20 protein-coding genes, 2 tRNA genes and 1 pseudogene are annotated in these 21,005 nt (G+C 53.6%); 13 read left to right on the forward strand and 10 right to left on the reverse strand.

All coding sequences use genetic code 11. The features are described from left to right. The first annotated feature begins 231 nt into the window (after nt 1–231). The 8 genes from SBL51_RS15215 to SBL51_RS15250 all read left to right on the forward strand — a co-directional run bounded on the left by SBL51_RS15215 (nt 232) and on the right by SBL51_RS15250 (nt 8,316). Complete coding sequence (locus tag SBL51_RS15215) at nt 232–1,887, forward strand: electron transfer flavoprotein-ubiquinone oxidoreductase (protein WP_317931914.1); 1,656 nt, start codon at nt 232–234, stop codon at nt 1,885–1,887. Between the two features lie 52 nt (nt 1,888–1,939). Continuing rightward, a complete protein-coding gene (locus SBL51_RS15220) occupies nt 1,940–2,743 on the forward strand; it encodes a M23 family metallopeptidase (protein ID WP_317931915.1) in 804 nt (267 codons plus the stop codon). 11 nt (nt 2,744–2,754) lie between these two features. Further along, nucleotides 2,755–2,970 (forward strand): Trm112 family protein, encoded by a 216-nt coding sequence (locus SBL51_RS15225; protein ID WP_317932076.1) that lies wholly within the window; start codon nt 2,755–2,757, stop codon nt 2,968–2,970. 31 nt (nt 2,971–3,001) lie between these two features. Beyond that, nucleotides 3,002–3,352 (forward strand): histidine triad nucleotide-binding protein, encoded by a 351-nt coding sequence (locus tag SBL51_RS15230; RefSeq protein ID WP_317931916.1) that lies wholly within the window; start codon nt 3,002–3,004, stop codon nt 3,350–3,352. Nucleotides 3,353–3,502: 150 nt separating this feature from the next. After that, complete coding sequence (gene alaS, locus SBL51_RS15235) at nt 3,503–6,130, forward strand: alanine--tRNA ligase (protein WP_317931917.1); 2,628 nt, start codon at nt 3,503–3,505, stop codon at nt 6,128–6,130. A gap of 135 nt (nt 6,131–6,265) precedes the next feature. After that, nucleotides 6,266–7,501 carry an aspartate kinase gene (locus SBL51_RS15240; RefSeq protein WP_317931919.1) on the forward strand — a complete coding sequence of 412 codons (1,236 nt, stop codon included), beginning with the start codon at nt 6,266–6,268 and terminating at the stop codon, nt 7,499–7,501. A 353-nt stretch (nt 7,502–7,854) separates the two neighbouring features. Continuing rightward, nucleotides 7,855–8,040, forward strand: coding sequence for a carbon storage regulator CsrA (csrA, locus tag SBL51_RS15245; protein ID WP_317931920.1), 186 nt, complete (start codon nt 7,855–7,857; stop codon nt 8,038–8,040). 185 nt (nt 8,041–8,225) lie between these two features. After that, nucleotides 8,226–8,316: transfer RNA gene (locus SBL51_RS15250), tRNA-Ser, on the forward strand. A 331-nt stretch (nt 8,317–8,647) separates the two neighbouring features. Here the strand turns inward: SBL51_RS15250 and SBL51_RS15255 are convergent. Both SBL51_RS15255 and SBL51_RS15260 read right to left on the reverse strand, forming a co-directional pair. Then, nucleotides 8,648–10,078 carry an acyl-CoA reductase gene (locus SBL51_RS15255; protein WP_317931921.1) on the reverse strand — a complete coding sequence of 477 codons (1,431 nt, stop codon included), beginning with the start codon at nt 10,076–10,078 and terminating at the stop codon, nt 8,648–8,650. Further along, entirely contained in the window at nt 10,075–11,424 is a 1,350-nt protein-coding gene (locus SBL51_RS15260) for a hypothetical protein (RefSeq protein WP_317931922.1), read from the reverse strand. Before SBL51_RS15260 ends, SBL51_RS15255 begins: the two co-directional genes overlap by 4 nt. Before the next feature lie 44 nt (nt 11,425–11,468). On the opposite strand from SBL51_RS15260, the gene SBL51_RS15265 reads away from it, so the two are divergent. From SBL51_RS15265 to SBL51_RS15275, 3 genes are all read left to right on the forward strand, one after another. After that, entirely contained in the window at nt 11,469–12,173 is a 705-nt protein-coding gene (locus tag SBL51_RS15265) for a TetR/AcrR family transcriptional regulator (RefSeq protein ID WP_317931923.1), read from the forward strand. 282 nt (nt 12,174–12,455) lie between these two features. After that, nucleotides 12,456–12,532 (forward strand) — tRNA-Arg (locus SBL51_RS15270). 121 nt (nt 12,533–12,653) lie between these two features. Then, on the forward strand, nt 12,654–13,010 hold the full coding sequence (locus SBL51_RS15275) for a hypothetical protein (RefSeq protein ID WP_317931924.1): 357 nt from the start codon (nt 12,654–12,656) through the stop codon (nt 13,008–13,010). 18 nt (nt 13,011–13,028) lie between these two features. On the opposite strand, the pseudogene SBL51_RS23290 reads toward SBL51_RS15275, so the two are convergent. The 8 genes and pseudogenes from SBL51_RS23290 to SBL51_RS15315 all read right to left on the reverse strand — a co-directional run. After that, a pseudogene (locus tag SBL51_RS23290) lies at nt 13,029–14,042 on the reverse strand (recombinase family protein); the annotation flags it as partial. After that, complete coding sequence (locus SBL51_RS15285) at nt 14,032–14,346, reverse strand: hypothetical protein (RefSeq protein WP_317931926.1); 315 nt, start codon at nt 14,344–14,346, stop codon at nt 14,032–14,034. The pseudogene SBL51_RS23290 and the gene SBL51_RS15285, both read right to left, overlap by 11 nt. Before the next feature lie 223 nt (nt 14,347–14,569). Beyond that, a complete protein-coding gene (locus tag SBL51_RS15290) occupies nt 14,570–14,917 on the reverse strand; it encodes a hypothetical protein (protein WP_317931927.1) in 348 nt (115 codons plus the stop codon). Between the two features lie 19 nt (nt 14,918–14,936). Continuing rightward, nucleotides 14,937–15,227 (reverse strand): hypothetical protein, encoded by a 291-nt coding sequence (locus SBL51_RS15295; protein ID WP_317931929.1) that lies wholly within the window; start codon nt 15,225–15,227, stop codon nt 14,937–14,939. A 77-nt stretch (nt 15,228–15,304) separates the two neighbouring features. Further along, the gene (locus SBL51_RS15300) at nt 15,305–15,592 is read right to left on the reverse strand and encodes a hypothetical protein (protein ID WP_317931930.1); all 288 of its coding nucleotides are present in this window, start codon (nt 15,590–15,592) and stop codon (nt 15,305–15,307) included. A 12-nt stretch (nt 15,593–15,604) separates the two neighbouring features. Next, entirely contained in the window at nt 15,605–17,344 is a 1,740-nt protein-coding gene (locus SBL51_RS15305; protein WP_317931931.1) for a type IV secretory system conjugative DNA transfer family protein, read from the reverse strand. A gap of 4 nt (nt 17,345–17,348) precedes the next feature. Continuing rightward, a complete protein-coding gene (locus SBL51_RS15310; protein ID WP_317931932.1) occupies nt 17,349–18,176 on the reverse strand; it encodes a hypothetical protein in 828 nt (275 codons plus the stop codon). 26 nt (nt 18,177–18,202) lie between these two features. Beyond that, nucleotides 18,203–19,477: a hypothetical protein gene (locus SBL51_RS15315; protein ID WP_317931933.1), complete on the reverse strand. Its 1,275-nt coding sequence runs from the start codon at nt 19,475–19,477 to the stop codon at nt 18,203–18,205. Between the two features lie 173 nt (nt 19,478–19,650). On the opposite strand from SBL51_RS15315, the gene SBL51_RS15320 reads away from it, so the two are divergent. Continuing rightward, a complete protein-coding gene (locus SBL51_RS15320) occupies nt 19,651–20,592 on the forward strand; it encodes a hypothetical protein (protein ID WP_317931934.1) in 942 nt (313 codons plus the stop codon). Continuing rightward, on the forward strand, nt 20,579–20,956 hold the full coding sequence (locus SBL51_RS15325; RefSeq protein ID WP_317931936.1) for an ankyrin repeat domain-containing protein: 378 nt from the start codon (nt 20,579–20,581) through the stop codon (nt 20,954–20,956). Before SBL51_RS15320 ends, SBL51_RS15325 begins: the two co-directional genes overlap by 14 nt. Nucleotides 20,957–21,005: the final 49 nt, after the last annotated feature.

Here is a 21,005-nt window from a genome sequence, read left to right on the forward strand (position 1 = left end):
CTGGAAGGCGTTGTCCTGGGCTGCACAGATGGGCGAAACAGACGGCTGGATGGTCGATTAGCACTATCTGTTTGGGCTCTACTGCCATTGACCTAGGCGACTTAGCCATTAAACTATGCCGCGGTTCGCGCCCAGGCTATCCCTGGTTTTGAGGAACCGGGTGAACAACCTTAAACCTGTCGAGCTGTGCTCGTATCGAATATTAATTTTTAGAACAATTGGGTTGGAACTATGACACGTGAAGCCATGGAATATGATGTTGTGGTGGTGGGCGCAGGCCCGTCTGGTCTTGCCACGGCAATTAAACTGCGTCAATTGGCCCAGGAAGCAGGCCAGGAGATCTCCATTGTGGTGTTGGAAAAGGGGTCTGAAGTCGGCGCACATATTCTGTCCGGTGCCGTCATTGAGCCCCGTGCCTTGAATGAACTCTTCCCCGATTGGAAAGAGAAGGGCGCACCGCTGAATAACGAGGTGACCCACGACGACGTGCTGTTCCTCACCTCGGATCAAAAATCCCTGAAGATGCCCAATCTGTTTGTGCCCAAACCGCTGCACAACGATGGTAACTACATCGTTAGTCTGGGCAATGTCTGCCGCTGGTTGGCCGAACAGGCCGAAGCCATGGAGATCGAAATTTTCCCAGGCTTTGCCGCCACTGAAGTGCTGTTCAACGAGGATGGCAGCGTTAAAGGTGTCGCCACGGGTGATATGGGTGTAGCGGCCGATGGCAGCGAGAAAGACACCTACATGCCGGGTATGGAGCTGCACGCCAAGTACACCGTATTCAGCGAAGGCTGTCGAGGCCACCTGGGCAAACAGCTGATTGCCAAATTCAACCTCGATGAAGGTAAAACGCCGCAACACTACGGTATTGGTATCAAAGAGCTGTGGGATATCGACCCGGCCAAGCACAAGCCTGGCCTGGTGGTCCATGGCCTGGGGTGGCCGTTGAGCGATTCCGGTACCACCGGTGGTTTCTTCCTTTACCACACCGATAACAATCAGGTGACGGTGGGTTTGATTACCGACCTCAACTACAGCAACCCGCACGTTAGTCCGTTTGATGAATTCCAACGCATGAAACACCACCCGGAGCTGGCTAAATATCTGGAAGGCGGCAAGCGCGTCTCCTATGGCGCCCGCGCGGTGGTGAAAGGTGGCTTAAATGCCCTGCCGAAAATGACTGTGCCGGGTGCTTTGCTGGTGGGTTGTGATGCCGGTACCCTGGTCTTCTCCAAAATTAAAGGTACTCACACCGCGATGAAATCCGGCATGTTGGCCGCTGAGACCATCTTTGAAGCCCTCTCTGGCGGTGATACTGGTGGCCAGGATCTAACCCAATACGACACCAAGTTCAAAGCCTCCTGGGTCTATGAAGATCTCTACAAAGATCGCAACTTCGGCCCAGCGGTACACAAGTGGGGTCCATGGCTTGGTGGCGCCTTCAACTTTATCGACCAGAACATCTTTGGCGGTAAGCTGCCCTTCACCTTGAAGGACGAGCACAAAGATAACGAGATGCTGAAGCTCGCCTCTGAGTGCCCGAAAATCGACTATCCCAAACCCGACGGCAAGCTGAGCTTCGATAAGCTCTCTTCGGTGTTCCTCTCGAATACCAACCACGAAGAGGATCAGCCCTGCCATCTGACCTTGAAGGACGCCTCCGTACCCATCGCCATCAACCTGGCTAAGTACGATGCCCCGGAACAGCGTTACTGCCCGGCGGGGGTTTATGAGATTGTTGCCGAAGGGGAAGAGGAGCCGCGTCTGCAGATCAACTCGCAGAACTGTGTGCACTGTAAAACCTGTGATATTAAAGACCCAACGCAAAATATTGTCTGGGTGGCTCCGGAAGGGGCGGGTGGTCCAAATTATCCCAACATGTAACTTGCAGTTCCGGCGGCTTGCCCGCCTTGGGCGAGCACTGTTCGGTGGGCTGTTGGCTGCGGCCAGTGCTCTGCCAGCACTGGCGCTGGAGTTTAACCAGCCGGTGCAGCAGGGGGCGGTACTGGTTGGCCAGGTTGAGCCGGGCAGCCAGGTACGCTTTGGTGAGCGCAATCTCACCGTCTCGGCCGAGGGCTATTTTGTGATCGGCCTCGATCGGGATGAGGGTGACTCCATCACCCTGTTGGTGAGCAAGCCCAATGCTGATGGCGAGCGAACCATGCAGGAGTACAGCTTCCCGGTGCAACAGCGGGAGTACCGTCTGCAAGAGGTGAATGGTGTACCCCAGCAGACGGTCACTCCGGATCCAGAACAGGTGGCGCGGGCCAAGAAAGAGGGGCAGCTCGCCTGGTCTGCCCGTGCTATCAATTCCGACCTGCAGTTCTACCGCGCCCAGTTTCAATGGCCCCTCGTCGGCCCTATTACCGGTGTCTACGGTAGTCAGCGTATCTACAATGGTGTTCCCAAGCGCCCCCATTACGGTGTCGATATCGCCCGGCCGACCGGTACCCGGGTGCACGCTCCCGCGGGTGGCAGGGTTCGCCTGGCCTACCCGGATATGTTCTACTCCGGTGGCACCCTGATTATCGACCACGGCCAGGGGCTCACCTCCTCCTTTATCCACCTCAGCAAAATTCTGGTGGAAGAGGGGCAGATGGTGGCTGTGGGTGATGAGATTGCTGAGGTTGGGTCCACCGGTCGCGCTACCGGCCCGCACCTGGACTGGCGTATGAATTGGTTTAACAATCGGGTGGATCCGGCGCTGTTGGTCGGCCCCATGCCTGCACTAGAAGAGTGAAGCCGACGATGATCGACAAGAAATTGCTGAGTATACTGGTCTGCCCTGTCAGCAAAGGGCCCTTGGAGTACAACGCCGAGGCACAGGAGCTGGTCTGCTGGCAGAGCGGCTTGGCCTACCCCATTCGTGATGATATTCCGGTGATGCTGGAAGGTCAGGCACGTACCCTCAGCGAAGAGGAGCAGGAGTCCCATCGGGCGAAATTAAAACAACAGGGCGGCGCATAACGCCCCATCGCAAACAGAGGATTTGGAAAGCATGAGTGAGACAGTCTTTGGCAAAATTATCGCCGGCGAAATCCCCACCGATAAACTCTATGAGGATGACGACTGCATCTGCATTAAAGACATCTCGCCGCAAGCGCCTACCCATGTCCTGCTGATTCCCAAAAAGGCTATTCCCCGGCTGGTGGATGCCACCGCGGAAGACCAGGCCATGCTCGGCCGCCTGATGCTCAAAGCCGGCGACATCGCCCGCATGCTGGGGGTGGATGAAGCCTTCCGCTTGGTGGTCAACAACGGCGCCGGTGCCGGCCAGACGGTATTTCACCTGCATCTGCACATTCTGGCCAACAAACGCTTTGAAGAGGGCGATGGCCTGGGCTTGTAAAGCCGGCTTGTCGCCTCAATCCTTTACTATTCAACGGGTAAAATTTACCTCTCGGGGCGGGAGTCGCTATACTGTGCGGCTTCGTCAGACCGGGTGGCGGTGAATCGCTCCTAAAACCCGGCAAACTTCCCACTGTTTAAGAATCGGTTTATGAAAAGCGCTGATATTCGCCAAGCTTTTTTGCAGTTTTTTAAGTCCAAGCAGCACGAGATTGTGCCCTCCTCAAGCCTGGTGCCGGGCAATGACCCCACTTTGCTGTTTACCAACGCTGGCATGGTGCAGTTTAAGGACGTATTCCTGGGGGAAGATCAGCGCCCCTATAACCGCGCCACCAGCTCCCAGCGCTGTGTGCGTGCCGGGGGTAAACACAACGACCTGGAAAACGTCGGTTACACCGCCCGTCACCACACCTTCTTTGAGATGCTCGGCAACTTCAGTTTTGGGGATTACTTTAAAAAGGACGCTATCCATTTTGCCTGGGAGTTTTTGACCAGTGCCGAGTGGATGGGTATCCCCACTGAGAAGCTCTCGGTCACCGTATACGAAGAGGATAACGAGGCCTACGAAATCTGGCGTGATCAGATTGGTGTACCGGTTGAGCGCATTATCCGCATCGGCGACAACAAAGGCGGGCGCTACAACTCCGATAACTTCTGGGCCATGGGCGACACCGGCCCCTGCGGCCCTTGCACGGAGATCTTCTACGACCACGGTGCTGAGATCTGGGGTGGCCCTCCGGGTAGCCCAGAGGAAGATGGCGATCGCTTTATCGAGATCTGGAACATCGTCTTCATGCAGTTCAACCGCTCCGCCAGTGGCGAGATGGCGCCGCTGCCTGCGCCGAGTGTTGATACCGGTATGGGCCTGGAGCGCGTCTCGGCGGTGATGCAGGGGGTGCACTCCAACTATGAGATCGATCTTTTCCAAAATTTATTAAAGGCTGTGGCCCGGGAGACCGGCGCCACCGATATGGAAGACAAATCCCTGCGCGTGATTGCCGACCACCTGCGCTCCTGCGCCTTTTTGGTGGTTGATGGCGTGTTGCCGTCGAACGAGGGCCGCGGCTATGTGCTGCGCCGGATTATGCGTCGTGCCATTCGCCACGGCCACAAACTGGGCCAACCCCAGGCCTTCTTCCACAAGCTGGTCCCCGCACTGGTGGCGGAGATGGGGGATGCCTACCCCGAGCTCGTGAAAGCCGAAGAGCAGGTGGCAAAAGTGTTTGCCCTGGAAGAGGAGCAGTTTGCCAAAACCCTGGAGAAGGGGATGGCGGTGCTCGAGACAGCCCTGGCCGAGGTGCAGGAACAACAGCTGAGTGGTGCGGTGGTTTTCACCCTCTACGATACCTACGGCTTCCCCCTCGACCTGACCGCCGACATCGCCCGTGAGCGCGGTCTGACCATCGACGAAGCCGGCTACGATGCATTAATGGAGCAGCAGCGCCAGCAATCCCGCGCCGCCGGCCATTTTAAGGTGGATTACTCCGGCGTTATTAAACTCGAGGGGGCCACCGGTTTTCTCGGTTACGACCGCCTCACCGATGCCGGTGTGGTGACCGCCCTTATAAAAGAGGGTGAACAGGTCGAGAGCCTCGCCGAAGGCGATAGTGCCCTTATCGTTCTCAACCATACCCCCTTCTATGCCGAGTCGGGCGGCCAAGTGGGTGACACCGGCTACCTGCGCGCAGAGGGGGTGCTATTTGAGGTGACTGACTGTACCAAGCAGGGCAGTCATCATCTGCACCATGGCCGTCTGGTGGAGGGTTCTCTTTCGGTGGGCGACAAACTGATGGCCGAGGTCAACGGCAATGTCCGTGGCCAGACCGCCGCTAACCACTCGGCCACCCACCTGTTGCACGCCGCGCTGCGCACCGTTCTGGGTGATCATGTCAGCCAGAAGGGCTCTTTGAACGATTCCCTGAAGCTGCGCTTCGACTTCTCCCACTTCGAGCCGGTAACCAAAGAGCAGCTGAAAACCATTGAGGCGATGGTCAACGAGCAGGTTCGAGCCAATACGCCAGTGAATACCGCGGTGACCGATATGGACAGCGCGGTGGAGATGGGCGCTATGGCCCTGTTTGGCGAAAAGTATGGTGACCAGGTGCGCGTGCTCTCCATGGGGCGGGATAACTTCTCGGTGGAGCTGTGTGGTGGCACTCATGTGCGTCACACCGGTGATATAGGTCTGTTGCGCATCACCAGTGAAGCCGGTGTAGCCGCTGGTGTGCGCCGAATCGAAGCGGTGACCGGAGCCAATGCCCTGGCCTTTATCGATGAACAGGAAACGCGCCTGCAGAGTGTGTGCGAGCTGCTGAAAACCGGTGCCGATAAGGTGGTCGATCGTGTCTCTGGCCTGCGCCAGGAGTTGCGCGACCTGGAGAAGCAGCTGCAGGAGGCTAAAGCCAAGCTGGCTGCCGCCGGCAGTGATGACCTGATCAACCAGGCCCAGGACGTTGCTGGCGTGCAGGTGTTGGCCGCCAGCCTGAATGGGGTCGATGACAAATCCCTGGGAGAGATGGTCGACAAACTGAAAGATAAGCTGGGCCAGGCGGTGGTGCTGCTGGCCTCGGTGGAGGGCGACAAGATCACCTTGATTGCCGGCGTAACCAAATCCCTCTCTGGTCGGGTAAAAGCGGGTGATCTGATCAAATTCTTCGCCCCGCTGGTCGATGGCAAGGGTGGCGGCCGGCCGGATATGGCCCGCGGTGGTGGCACCAATGTCGCCGCTCTTCCAGGGGCATTGGCGCAGGTAAACGACTGGGTTGCCAGCCAGCTGTAACGGTGCTGACCGGGCCACGACTTTCGTCGTGATACACCTTAACTTTTGCTTTGCTTTAGTGTTTAATGCGCGCCTCGTTATGTTTCGGTAAATACCGGTAGTGGGCCCGTAGCCCGGGCAAGCTGAGAATTCTCAATGAGTTTATTCGTGCAAAAATATGGCGGAACCTCTGTGGGCTCTCCCGAGCGCATCGAAGCCGTCGCTGATAAAATCGCCAAATTCAAAGCCGAAGGACACGATCTGGTGATTGTGGTCTCCGCCATGAGTGGTGAAACCAACCGCCTCATTGAGTTGGCTAAGGCTATTACGTCTGAAGCCGAACCCCGTGAGTTGGATGTGCTGGTTTCCACAGGTGAGCAGGTCACTATTGCACTGTTGTGTATGGCGTTGCACAAGCGTGGCATTGGCGCTCGCTCTTACACCGGCCAGCAGGTTCGTATCCTGACCGATAACGCCCACACCAAGGCCCGTATTCAAGAGATCGACGATACCAATATTCGCGGTGATCTTGCCGCAGGCCGGGTTGTTGTTGTCGCCGGATTCCAAGGGGTGGACGAGAATGGCAATATCACAACCCTCGGCCGCGGTGGTTCGGACACCACCGGTGTTGCTCTGGCGGCCGCGCTGAAAGCTGACGAGTGCCAGATTTACACCGACGTTGACGGCGTTTATACCACTGACCCGCGTGTTGTCGCCGGTGCCCGTCGCCTGGAGAAGATCACTTTTGAAGAGATGCTGGAGATGGCCAGCCAGGGCTCAAAAGTGTTGCAGATTCGCTCCGTGGAATTTGCCGGTAAGTACAACGTGCCCCTGCGAGTGCTCTCCAGTTTTATTGATGGCCCAGGCACGCTAATCAGTTTAGAAGAGGATAACTCCACCATGGAACAAGTTGTTGTTTCCGGTATCGCCTTCAACCGCGATGAGGCCAAGGTCACTATCGTCGGTGTGCCCGATACACCGGGAGCGGCCGCTCGTATACTGGCACCGATTGGCGAAGCCAATATCGAGGTCGACGTGATTGTGCAGAACATTTCTGCCGATAACACCACAGACCTCACCTTTACGGTCAATCGTAACGATGTGGAGAAGGCCAAAGCCATTCTCAACTCTGTTGCCACAGATTTAGGCGCACGGGAAATCAAAACCGACGCCAAAATTGCCAAGGTCTCCATTGTTGGGGTGGGTATGCGTTCCCACGCTGGAGTCGCCTCGACTATGTTCTCCGCCTTGGCAAAAGAGAACATCAACATTCAGATGATCACCACATCTGAAATAAAGATTGCCGTTATTATAGAAGAGCGCTACCTGGAACTGGCGGTTCGAGCATTGCATTCAGCCTTCGATTTAGACGCCGAGCCAGTTAAGGAATAGCCAAAAACAAAAAAGGACTATGCCGCCGTTAGAAAATGGTCCGATGTCGGGTTTTAGGGGTAATAAGAGTGGATTTTCATGTCCATTCAGTGGTATTGATAACGAATTGGTAGTTTTAGCCTGACTTTTGACAGGTAAGAAAGCCAAAAACGGAATCCCGTTAGAGGATTTTGTGTTTAAAAGAGCTTAGTCTTACTAATCAAAAGCATAGAGAGAGCTGGTTAAGTAATTTATCACTCATGTTGCTGCCGGGAAGCCAAGTAAGGTGAATCAGCAACAGCGAGGGTGGCTCGTTATCAGTGATCCCAATTAGAGCTTCCTTTGAAAAAGCAGGAAGAAAAGGAGAAAAACCTATGTTGATATTAACCCGTCGGATTGGCGAAACTCTGATGGTTGGCGACGATGTTACCGTCACTGTATTGGGAGTGAAGGGCAACCAGGTGCGTATTGGGGTTAATGCTCCGAAAGAGATTGCAGTGCATCGGGAAGAGATCTATCAGCGTATCCAGCGCGAGAAAGAGCAACAGGAATCCAAGTAGTTAACCACTGCTTAAGGTTTGCGAGCCTGCTAGCTACGTCTGTTGGGAGCTGTCTATGAAGTTTAAACGGTCGGGCTTATGGCCATATGCAGGGGTAGACGAGAATAGTGTTTACCCAATCATCAAAGAGTAGTAACTAAGTCTTTGAATTTGCGGCGTTTGTGGTATTATGCCGCCCACTTTTTGGAGAGATGGCCGAGTGGCCGAAGGCGCTCCCCTGCTAAGGGAGTATACCCTAACCCGGTATCGAGGGTTCGAATCCCTCTCTCTCCGCCATACAAACAAACCCGGCTTTATGCCGGGTTTTTTGTTTGGCGCTGAGGCGGGGAGATGAAGAAGCATCTGTTCGAGTAATCGCCTGGAGCGATTACTACCGCCACAGGCGCCCGCAGGGTCGAGCCCAGGGATGGGCTCGAGTAAATCCCTCTCTCTCCGCCATACAAACAAACCCGGCTTTATGCCGGGTTTTTTGTTTGGCGCTGAGGCGGGGAGATGAAGGAGCCTCTGTTCGAGTAATCGCCTGGAGCGATTACTACCGCCAAAGGCGCCCGGGCCGTCTCCTTGCCGATGCCTGAACTGGCGCCAGTGTTGACGGCGGTGCGATCATTCATGGCTCTACTCCCTGGACGCCGTCTTCGTGGGCCATCCAATGCACGAAGCGGTGCATGGGGTACATGGCATCATGGGGGTTGCCGATGGTGGCTGGACCGGCCTCGCCCAGATGGACAATTCTCTGGGCGCCGCCGCTGGCCAGTCGGTCGCGGTAGCTGGCCATGCGCTCAAAGGGGTAGAAGCCCACCGTTTGGGTGGCGACGTTAATGTACTTCACTGCGTCATCGAGGGAGTCGACTCGCACCACGTTGGCGGTTTTATTGATGGGGTGAAAATCCACCGGCTCGTCGGAACGAATTACCACACCCCGGCCATCGGGTTTGCCAAACACCCGGTAGTCGTCATCCATCAGCATCATCATCTGAATCTGCTCGGCGAGCTCTATCTCCAAAGGGCGGATATCGCCAGAGACTGCCGCCCGCTCGGCAATGCGTTGATGCAGCAGCCCGCAGAAGTGGTCGACCTCGGCCTCACTGCCCTCCACAAATTGAAAGCGGCTGGCGACACAGGCCTCTTGATTCAACGTCATCACGTCTGCCGAGGCGAGGTCTGCCGCGAAGGCCAGACTCTCTTCGCAGGCGAATGCCTCTCTGCCCACCATGGAGATCGATGTTTTCGGGTCGAAAGAGATCAGTTGAAAGCCGGGCCCGAGGTGCTTCACGACATTGTTAATGGCGTCACCGCCACCCCAGGCTACGATCTTGTCGAAATACTGTGGCCGATAGAGGCTGCTCTCCACCGCTTCATCACCGCCGCGCCAGTAGACCGCCGACATGGATTGCACAATCGGGTGATTGGCGTCGATGGCAGCCATAGTGCGCAGGATCGCGACCATGGTGAACGGGTCTGCCGAGGACATCTTAAAGAGGTTGATCGCCTTGACCATGGCCCCCTGGGCGATGGACTTGACCGCAACCCCGGGGGAGTTGCCGGGCAGTACGTGAATCAGGCGCGGAGCAAAGGCGCGCACAAAACTCTTGCGGCCGGTGAAATCCTGCTTTGGCACCCACTCGTCCAGCACCTTGGGGTTAGGAAAGTTCTGCTCCACTTCGGCCATTAATATGCGTTTATCGAGGTAGGCAGTGGCGTGGCGGGCGGTAGCCTCTACCACACTGCGCGGCAAAATGTGGGTTGCCGTCATGCGATCAAAGCACTCCTGCATAAAGGGGTTGGCAGGCGAGCGCAGCCGCTCGCCAGTCTCTACCAGGAAGTCGATGATCTCAGCCAGAGGGACATTCAGCAGCGGTGGCACCTCCGTGCGCGGGTGCACCAGTTGATCCAGGTCCAGGTGGGGTGTGGCAAAACTGACGCCAAGGTCCCGGGAGCACTGAATGGTATGGTTGCCCTCTACCAGCGTGCCGCGAATAAAGTTGGGGGCGGAGACAACCGCCTCGTTGGTGGTGTTGGCTAGTGTTTGATTGCTCATGCTTCACCTCGCACGTAGGCATCGACAGTACCGGCGCAGCCAATTTTGTCATCACCTTCCAGGTCGGCGTAGCGCACGATGTTGTCGCGAATGGATGGGCTGCGCGCGCCGCAGGCGCAGGGGCGAAAATCGATGCTTACCTTATCGCCGGAGATAACCCCGCCCCAGCGGCCATCAATGGAGAGGTCAAAAAAGGCGGCGCGCCCTTCGTACTCCTGCTCCGTTATCGGCAATAGCTCGTCGCCGGTTTTGTTGAGGATCAATGGCACCACCCAGGGTGGCAGATGGTAGCGGCCCCCCTCCTGGCAGCGGGGCATGCCGGAGTGAAGCTCCTGCATACTGTAGTTCTGGTAGTTGCGCTCTGGAGCAATGTTGAAGGTTTCGTAGACGAACGTCTGGTAGTCATCGGGCAGTTGTGCGCGTTTCAGGCCGCCGCCCACATAGAAGGAGTTCTCCGGGTGGAAGTCTATGGCGCTGTAGCCGAGTTCGCGCACCGCTTTCGCCACGGCGTAGAGGTTGGCCCAAAGACCGCTGATGTGCAGTTTGTCATCCCGGTACGCCACCAGTGCCTGGGCGGCTATACCCACAGCGGCGTCCATCGACTGTGTGCGTTCGGCAGAGGTTGCCTCATAACGGGCCAGGTCACCGGGTTTGGCCGTGCCATCGGCGATGGCTTTGCGCAGTACCACCATCTGCGTTAAGGCACCCACGGTGAGCGGCGGCACCGGGTAGGCGAAGGGTTCCAGGCTTGGGTCCTGCAGACCGGACAGGTAGGAGTCGCCCGTGGCGGTATTGCGCGGCACCTGGGCTACCGGTGCCAGGCCCATAATGCGGCGGTCTCTATTGGGTTTAACACCAGAGCCCCAGCTGTAACTGGTGATCGCCTCTTTACGGCACCAGGCCATATCTTGGGCCGAGGCGACCAGCATGGCGCTCTTGCCTGTGGTGCCGCTGGAGCAGGAGACAAAATGGCCTCCTGCTTGCAACTGTGCCACCCAGTCATCGATGTCGGTAACTGTGCTGGCGTTGATGGCGGGCACTCGGTAGGTAGCCACGGTGTCCAGCCAACGACCAAGGCGATCCCACTTTTCGTTTATCAGAAATGACTCGGGGTAGCTCTTGTAAGCCGTATGGGGGAAGAGCAGCGGCACTACATCCTCCAGGCGCGAGATCTCTTTAATGCCTGACTGGTCGGCGCGATGGCCTAGTAATTTGATCTGGTCTTTGCGTGATTGGAAGCGCTCATTTATTGCGGCAATTTGCGCATACTGAACTTCGTGGTGAGGAATGTCGTAGCGAGAATCTTCATCTACCAGTTGCGTCAGCCTGTTGACGATGTTGCCCATGGTATTTCCCCTTTGTGTAATAATCGGGTGGTTTGGGGTATTTAATGATACCTATGGGTTTCATTATTGCTCTGGTTGCAGAGGAGTGCAAGGCTATTACTGCTAATCAACAATCGGCATCCCGCCGTCCTGGGTCTGGCCGACCCACCAAAGAGGAGGCTGCCCGGCGCCACGAACAGATGCTGGAGATGGCTATCGACTCGTTTCTGGAGGCGGGTTTCGAGAACACTCGGGTTATTGATATCGCGACGTCGCTGGGTATGTCCAAGCGTACTGTCTACGCCTACTACAAGGATAAAGACGCGCTCTTTATCGCCGCAGTGAAGCGTTTGATCGAGCGCTACACGGTACCCCTGGAGGCGTTACAGGCGGTGGAGAGCGATGATGTAGAAGAAACGCTTTGTGCGGTTGCCCGCATTCGTATTGCTAATGTGGCCACGCCCACGGGTATCAAGTTACAGAGGATCTTAAGCGCGCAGTCACATCGGTTCCCAGAGCTCTTACAGGGGGCCTTCATGGCCAGCACCGAGCCGACCATGACGTTCCTGTGTGACCTGTTTAAGCGCCTGGCGGAACAGAAGCGCATTCGCACTCTGGACCCAGACAAAGCCGCCACGGCATTCTTAAGCTTGGTGGTGGGTGGCCCGGCCCGGTTGATTGTGATGGGCGGCACTATGGATGAGGCGGAGGTAGAGTCGAGGGTTCAGTTCTCTGTAGACCTGTTTTTAAACGGGCTGCTCAGCCGTTGAGTGGCCTGGCGGTTATTCAGGGAAGCGTGGCGATAAAAAAAGCGGGCATTACGCCCGCCTAAATCCACTAGGGTGGGGCTTGCGCCCCTGGGTTGGTTGGATAGGCTATCCAACGATGTCACCTTAGCAATGTCAAAGTGAATCCCAACTGAACGGACGTGTGGCCGCTGAAAAAATAAACGATGAAAAAAACCTGATTTTTGAAAGAGATAAGCTATTGACGGACAAAGGTTTACTCATTAGTATACGCGCCTCTTCCGCACCTACTGGAAGAGAGATTACGCACTCGTAGCTCAGCTGGATAGAGTACTCGGCTACGAACCGAGCGGTCGGAGGTTCGAATCCTCCCGAGTGCGCCATTTCAATATTCGAGCCTGAAATACCACCTAAAGCCTTGAAAGGTAAGGTGGTTTCAGGTGTTCGAAAACCTTCTCCACGAACATACGCCAATCTGTCTGCAAAAGTGAGTTTCATCACTGCATGACGGTCTTCCATTCGCTCGGAAGCCCAGAGTTCATGCGGGTTTGCGAGAAAATCCATGGCGGTTCGAAAACTATCGTCAAAGTCTCTGATCGGACGACCGCATTTAGCGATCTTTTCCTGCATAACCTGCTTATCCAGTTGAAGCTGGCTGATGCGTTTTTCGTAGGCGCTTACCACGGTGTTATCCTCAGCCTCTACGATACGATCCAGCAATTGTTCGATCTTGCGCTCAGTCTTATTGATCTCCAGCTCCAGGGACTTGCTATGGCTTTTCTGGAAGGCCACACGGTAATCCCAGAGGTCTCGGAACATATCTTTGGCCAAGCCAAAAAGCTCAGGCGTTGGTTTGAGTGACATAAGGAATTGCTCAAACTCACCCTCGATCACATCGCGGCGAATAGACTTGCGGTAGTGGCTACAGCCTTTCTTGAAGCACATATAATAAGGATGGCGTTCATTCTTACCCTTCGACCAGCAGGCCGTTAAGTTATGGCCGCATTCGCCGCAGGTGACGAACCCGCGCAATGGGAAGTCCAGGTTTATATCTTTGCGTGCAGGTGTCTTGGCATTGGTATTCAAGCGATCCTGAATAGTTTTGTATGTCTCCAGGCTGATTAAGCCCTCATGCCTGCCAGGACGCAGCGAAACCTGCCAATCCTCTGAATCCACATACCCGGCATATAAGACCTTCGTTAGAATGTCGTGAACCCGTTGGTTATGAACATAGCCTTTGCTGTCTCTGGGAAACTCAGGGAAGGATTCCAGGAAGCGCTTTACTTCCACCTGTAACTGAAAGCGTCCGGAGGCATAGCCCTCCAGGGCTTCTTGAATAATGGTGGCGAGTGGTTCGTTCCGAACTAGGATTTTCCCTTGGCCGGAAGTCTTCTGATACTTGTAGCCCACCGGAGCCTGAAACACCCAATAGCCGTTCTTGAGGCGGGATTTCATCCGGTTAAGGGTTTGCTCAGAGTTCTTCTGACGTTGGTGCTGAGATACGCTGGCCAGCAGGTTCTCCACCAGAACACTGTCGGAATCATCGCCAAACTCAATGGAGGGCGATTCCAGCGTTGCCCCCGCCTTGGCGATAGCGCCTCTGAGCTGGAGGTGAGCATCAAGCCCACGAGCCAGCCTGGAAATATCGTCAATAATGGCCACACGCGGGTTTTTGCGGTGCTTGCTCAAATGCTTGAGCATATCCTGCATACCAGGGCGCTTGATCAGGCTACCGGAGACATCATCGGTAAATACCGCTTCGACCTCATAGCCCTTGTATTTAGCGTATTCGCGGCAGCGCGTCTCTTGCGAGCCGAGCCCATCGCCCCGCGTGGTTTGGGTTTTATTGGATACCCGGCAGTAAATGACTGCCTTTGTTACGTTACTCGACATCTATAACTCCTTTTGAGTTAACCTGCTCATCATCACGGTTAACACCATGAGCGAGGGGCTCAGGCTGCTTTTCGTCCGAGGATGAGAGTATCTGAATTGAATCTACCCCAAATCCCAGGTCAACAAAAGCCGCCATTATCAGCCAAATGGTTTTCAATAATTCAACCCGCTCTGCTTCACTCAAGTCAAAGTCTTTAATGTGATTTCGGTACTTATCCACATCGCATTTAGGAGGCTCGACCATTGGCTGCTGCTGAGCGGAAACCCAGTGCTCGTTCACGTCAATTTTCGTTTCGTCAGTCAATGTTCTTCCTCCTTTTCGACAGACAGATCACCAAATTCAAACGGGTGATACGTATAGGAAGAAAATAACTGCGCCATGGCGCAATGCAGCAATCCGAGCATAAACTTTCGTTTGCGGAGGACATCGGCGTAAGTTTGGGACTTACGCTGCGCAGTGTATCTAAATTCATATTACGGTCTCACCTGTTAATAAATTCTTAAATTCTTTCGTATAGGCAAATTTTTTAGCGCTCGAAAACTGGCTCTGAGCGCCGAGTTTGTTGCGCCGAACTTTCACGTTGATTCGATAAATACGCCATTTGTGCGTCTCGTTGTTCCTGAATCCAGGCACGATCAAAGAAAGATTTTTTAACTTCGCAACAATTTTCCGGCTTCATTTCGGGAAACGGCTTTTGCCGTTTCACCATTTTTGATCCACCGTCAGAGTCATCACGTTGCCAAGCATCCTCTTTCAAAACCGGATTCTCAGATGTTCGTTGTTGGTTACTGTTTGCAATTTCAAAGTCGCGACTTAATGGCCCCGCCCGCCGAAGGCAGGCAGGGGCTTGTTCACGTAAACTAGGTTCTTGCATGGAGTAACTCACGTAAGCGCTAGTGCGCTCGTTCGCGGCCACGGCTCGGTCTCCTGTTCTGATCCTGCTCAGAACGTGCTTCCTGACGTTCGCCTTCGTATGCGTTCATGCGCTCCTCACGTAATTCTCTAATTGTGAGGCGGCCATCAAGTGGAATACTGTCGAGCTGAATATCCATGCCTTGCCCGTCGCGGTGCTCCCAGGCTGCGCCGACTTTATTCCAATGGCCTTTACCGTCTTTGCTATCGCGCACGGAATACGCGATAAAATCCGGCTTGCGCCCAACGCTATCGTTTTCTTTCTCACTCATAATCATTCTCCAAATGCCTTCGCGTTCATTGAGTTTCAAAGGCCAGCCGAAGGCACTTACTGGCCAACGAAACGGCTCTATCTTTTGGGAAATTCACGGCTGTCGATGATTTTGAAAAACGGGCATTCGCCCATGGCCACGTAGTGGACGAAACCACGAGAGCCAAGGTACTGGCAGCTCAGCATGTATTTATAAGAGCCGCGTTGCTCATAGGTGTAATTCAAAAGCATGTGCGGCCCCACCGGAGAGAGAATAAATGCTGCAATCAGCAGCAATGGCCATCGCTCTAAAATGCCAGCAAGACTGCGGAAAAAACCTGCAACAATTTTTCCCCATCGAATTCGTTTTGGTTTGTAGTGACTCATTACGCACACTCCTTAACTCTGTCTGAGCTTTACTTTTTTGAGAAACGGTTTGCCGTGGAATGGATTGATGCCAGCCTGTTTTCGCCATGGATGAACTTCACCGTAAGAAATCGGTTCAATAAGCGCAGGCTGTGATTGCCTGATAAAAAGCAATCCGTGTTTGGTTTGCCGAACTTCGGCTGGTGTCATGAGCGGTCTGCCAGCTTCGCTGGTGTTTTCCTGCAAGCCGTTTTCGCTTGGCGATAATCCGGCGCTCATAACGCTTTGGCTGCCCAATAACTGGCTGATCATCTCCAGCGTTTTGGGTGAACGCTGGCCAGGGAGGAATTGTTTTATTTCCGTTTCGGAAAGCAGTGTTTCTACCGCTGTTTTGCCGTAGGTTTTTTCAAAGGCAGAAATGTCCTGGAAAATAATGTGCAGCAATAAGCCGTAAGAGCGACCCCAGGTGAGCAGATTTTCCAGGCCGTGAATTTTGTAGTTGGTGGCTTCATCCATGATGAAATACACGCGCACGGATTTATTCTCGTGGCGTTTAATGGCGGTCATGGCGCACCATTGTATAAGCCCGATATAGCTTTTATACGCCTCCATGCGGCTGGCATCGGCAACGATAAATAAGCTGGTAGGCGTATCTTTAGATTTTAGGTCGTTCATCCTGAAGCTTGAGCGCCGCATTGCAGGTGCAAGCCTGCCAAACGCAAAAGGCGCAAGAGCTTGTTGCGCTCCACTGATAAAAGAGTCGAAGGTTCGGCTTTCGCCGTTACCCATGAGAGCAAGCAAGCCTCTGGCTTGCGCTCGTACCCATTGAATAAATTCCGCTAAATCGGCAGCATCATGGATTTGTGCCCAGGCACAGCTTTCGATGGGCATCGGCCCATCTGGGAGTGGATTACCTTCCAGATCAATTCCCACCACCCAACGAAGGTTATGTTCAAGCGCTTCACGATCCTCGATCAGCAGCGCCACAGATGACAGTGTTGCATCGCGGCCTTCGATCATGGTTTCAAGAAGTTTGGCAATTCCAATGCAGTGCCGTGAACCTTCGCGCCAATAGGTATTCTCACCATCGTTTTGTGCAGGCTCAGGCAGAATTTGTGCGCTTTGTTCTCGAAGGTCATCGGGAACATCACGCAAACCCCCAGGCCGCTCAAGATCATCAACGATGATATCGAGCGGGTTATAACAATCACTCTCTCCAATAATGCTTTGCCACAATCCGCCAGGATTGAGCACCCGCACTTTCTCGCCACGCTTTTCAAGAGGCTTTTTCAGGATGCAGACCAACTCACCTTTGAAGTCACTGAAGACTTTTGACTGCTTGATCGAAAGGCCATTGGTAATAACGCTGTAAATTCCCTTACCTGATCCGGCAGGCGCAACCGTTAGTGCATTGGATGCATAGTCGCTGAAGATAGGGCTTTTACCCCCGGTGGCCATTCTTCCCCAGAATGGTCCGGTCAGCTTTTTACTGAATTCTTTCTTGAGGTCTTTCTCAGTAGCCCAGCTCGCCGTTCCATCTTTGCCAGTAGCCTGATGGGCACTTGTCCATTCAAAGAAGCGTGCAATAAAGGTAAGGCAATGAATGACAATGCGCAGCCCCATTAAAGCGGTTACGCCATACAAAACCGCAGGTAGCCATTGCAGTTCACTGCCAACATATAGCGGCCCCACTTGGAAACAGCCCCAGGCCAATAGGCCCGAGACTATAACCAAGCTTGGGAAGTGATCGCCGAGCGATTGCCGTTGCTGCATAGCGCTAGCCCTCGACATAACCATGCCGAATGCGAATAAGGCTGGGTTTGTCTACGCCATTAGCGCTGAAGTAGTCGCGCCAAAAACGGCTCAACTCTTCCTCGCTATAGCAATAGCTGAATTCGCCTTGCCCATAGCCATGGCGCTGAATCATCAACAGCTCAACATCAATGCCTTCCATGGAATCCGGCTTCAAACGACCGTAAACAGGTCGTTTGGAAAACACGGAGAATGGAGGCATGTCGTTTTGCGTTCGGCAAAACTGCACGCTATCGCTGTTCTGAATCAGGTCACTCACGACAATTAGGCGATCACCAGGCCGCAAAGGCTGGAAATGGCGAATGCCTTTGACCATCTCCAAAATGGGCGACTGATAACGCTGGCGACTAGCGGCATCAGGTGACAGCACCGAAGCAATGGCAGGCGCGAACACCTTTTCGTAGAGCCGCTGCTTTTGCTTTGCCAGGAAGCCAGCGCTTGCGCCTTCTGCATTGACTGCTTCCAATTCCGCAGCACTGGTTGCCTGCCCACAAACATGGAACCGGGCTTTGGGTACAGAACCAATCTGATCCTCAGCCGTTGTCACAACACTCAAGCGTTCATTGAAATCCAAGCTTTTATAAAGCTGATCCAAATAACGCTTGAGTGAGCGTGCCTGTTCATCATTGAAACGCGGCTCACTTACATCCAACAGCACAACCGTTTGCGGTTGCGGTGCATTGGCAAAGCAGCCAACTTGATCGGCAGTGACTTTGCCCATGGATTGCCAAGCCATGTATCCCATACCGCCCATGGCAACAGCCAAGGCGCTTGAGAGTGCAGCAAGTTTCAATGGGTTATTTCCGCGAGATCGTCTTCTCATGGCTTCTTACCTCCAGTGGCGTTAAGAACATCGTTAAAAATCAGGGAGAGCCGCTTAACGGCTTGGTTTTTTTCGATCAGTAATTCGGAGTGAAAGGCCCGCGCCTCCGGGCAGGCGCGAAATGCAGGGATTTCGAAGTCCAGGTATTTTTCAAAGGAAACCATCCGATTGAGCGCATCCATCGGAATATCCTGGTCTTCGCCAGAAATGCAGTTGTAGGAGGTGATCAGCTCAGCCAGCTTGCCGCGACACTGGTTTTCAGCCTCTTTGGCGCTTTCATCCAGGTGACGCTTTGCTTCATGGCAAGCGGAGACAGCCTTGTTGTATTTATCAACCGACTTCTTCTTGGACTCTACGGCTTCCTCAAGGGACTTCTTGCAATCATCGAAATGGTCGTTGACCTCATCCTTGTAAAAATCAACGGTATCGTGAATGTCTTCCTTGGCCGCTTCTTCGGCGCGTTGCAAACGACCGATTTCAGGGTAAGGACAATCGAAGCTATGAATACCTTTGTGGAAGGCAAACACGCTCATGCAGCCACCCATCAAAATCAGGAAAATGGCTTCTGGTGTTTTCAGCATTTCCAGATAGGCAGGCAGGGAATGATGGACTGCATCGATGGATTCTTGGGTGCGAACAAGCCCCACAGTCAGATGGAAAAACACCATCACCGCGATAAAGCCAATGAACTGCACTCTGGCTTTGTTGCGCTTGCGGCGAAAATATTCATCGTCGCTATCCAGCGCATTCTTGCCGTAATCGCGATACCGACCAATGAAAAAGCCAGCGCTTGCGCAGGCCGCAACATTGGTCATCGAGATCAAGAAGCTGGTAACGAGTGCCGCCGTTGGCCCGGCCACCATATGGGCGTTACCGAAAAACGCCGCATTGATAATGGATTCACCGAATACGGTCAGCAGCAGCACCAGCACGCCTTGAAGCACCGGAGGCGCTTCATTGGTTGACACATAACCATGACGTAGCTGTGCCGCTTGCAGCGATTTTTTGGTAAAACTGTGTGCCTGGGCCTTATCGGCAATGTCTTGCGAGGCGCAGGCGTAGAGATATTCCAAATCCTCACTGCGTGAGATTGGAATCTCGTTCTGGCCCTCAAGCTCAGGGTTGAGCTTTTCCGCCTTGGAACATTGCTGCTTTAGGGCAAACAGCTTTTGCTGGATTGGCCTCTCATGGTCTGAGAGGAGCTTTTGGAATTGGCCATCTAATTTCTGGCCAATGATGGCTTGAATGCCAGTTCGGTCGAATGCGCTCATAGTAGGCTCCGGCAAGGACTAAGTAACAGCCACATATGTGACTGGCCGTTCGGCGTTCACCGGGCGCAATACCCCCTGAAAGCCAATGTTTGCTACTATGCAGCTTCAGAAAACGAACAAAAAAGAACACAAAGTGCGAATAAACTGCGAATACTGGGTTAGTTGGCCGAGATATGAATCAGAAAAAAGCGAAGGTTCTGATCAAGGACTATTTGAGAGAAACTGGCCGCAAGGGTGTAACCAGCCTGATGCGGGACTTAGCAAAATTCGAGGGCAGCAGCATATTCTCCAAAAGAACGCTGGAATTATGGCTGCAAGAACAAGACAGGCAGCTTGATGATCGCAACTGGGATGTCGTAAGCCGTTTTATTGAGTCTGATAAATTCAAAAGCGTAGTTCCCTATATGAATGAGGGAAGCGCTAATGAGCGTTTGAAACAGGTTGCCGAAGGTTTTATCGCGCTCTATGGGAAAATCGAGCATCCCGATGGCATGTATATTCTGCCTTCACGAATTCAAGAACAGGGAATGATTGCCGTTCGGGAGCTTGACGGAAATTGGGAGAACATCCCGAACCAAGCAGATCGAGATGTTCCGCGCACCATTTGCAAGATGGAGCCCATCCCCGGAACACGGTATGCAAAATTCGCTTATTTAGCGTTATTTCGTTCACGGCAAATTTCAGCAACAGGCTTGGTCATCTACCTCAATAGTGATGAGCTGAAAGAATACGACTACTGCCATATGTTTGTGTTGCAGTTATGGCGGCGGCGAGACCCACAGACAGGCTCGAACATGCCTGGCGAACTGACCTTTCTGATTGATGGAAAAGACCAGCCGGAATTTTCTATATCCAGTGTTCTCAACCAGTATTTCTACAAAAGCGATGACCCCATCGTGACCAGGGGCGGAGTGAAATACGAAGCCACAACAAATCCTGAAACCGATGAGATGGAGCTGAGAGGGAAATTATCTGCGAAGCAGACCTTTAAATTTGGTTTTAATGAAGCGGCTGGAAGCACCGTTTTGCTGAAGAAAAACAAAAGCCCATTTCCAGAAGAAGAGAAAATTATTGATCAATTGCTAGAGGACGTGCTACCCCATGGCTATGCCTAAACCAAAACTGTTTGGGCGGAAAGGGACGTCAGTGCCGCCAGAGGTGCCTAATATATTTTTAGCTGCTGAGAACAATGATGTTAAGGCGCTCGAAATTGCTCTTCAGCATTACGATGTGAATGAGCAGGATGAGAGTGGCTTAACCGCACTTCATTATGCCGCCAGCACATTAGCTAACCGCGCAATTGATCGCTTGCTCAATGAACCAGGGATTGATGCTTCCATTGCAGACGACTTTGGCAGAAGTGCTGCAACCGTTGCCTATGAGTGTTGGAATGATTTAGCAGATCGCGTCGTCGATAAACTCAATCCTCATTGTTACCCCTGGCTTTACGAGACACCGGAAGACCCGGTGGCTCCATAAAAAGAGGAACATCCATAACCCCAGTCGCCCGTTGAACCAAGTCTTTTTG

It is taken from the genome of Halioxenophilus sp. WMMB6, assembly GCF_033283405.1.
In the GTDB taxonomy this organism is placed as follows: Bacteria; Pseudomonadota; Gammaproteobacteria; order Pseudomonadales; family Cellvibrionaceae; genus Halioxenophilus.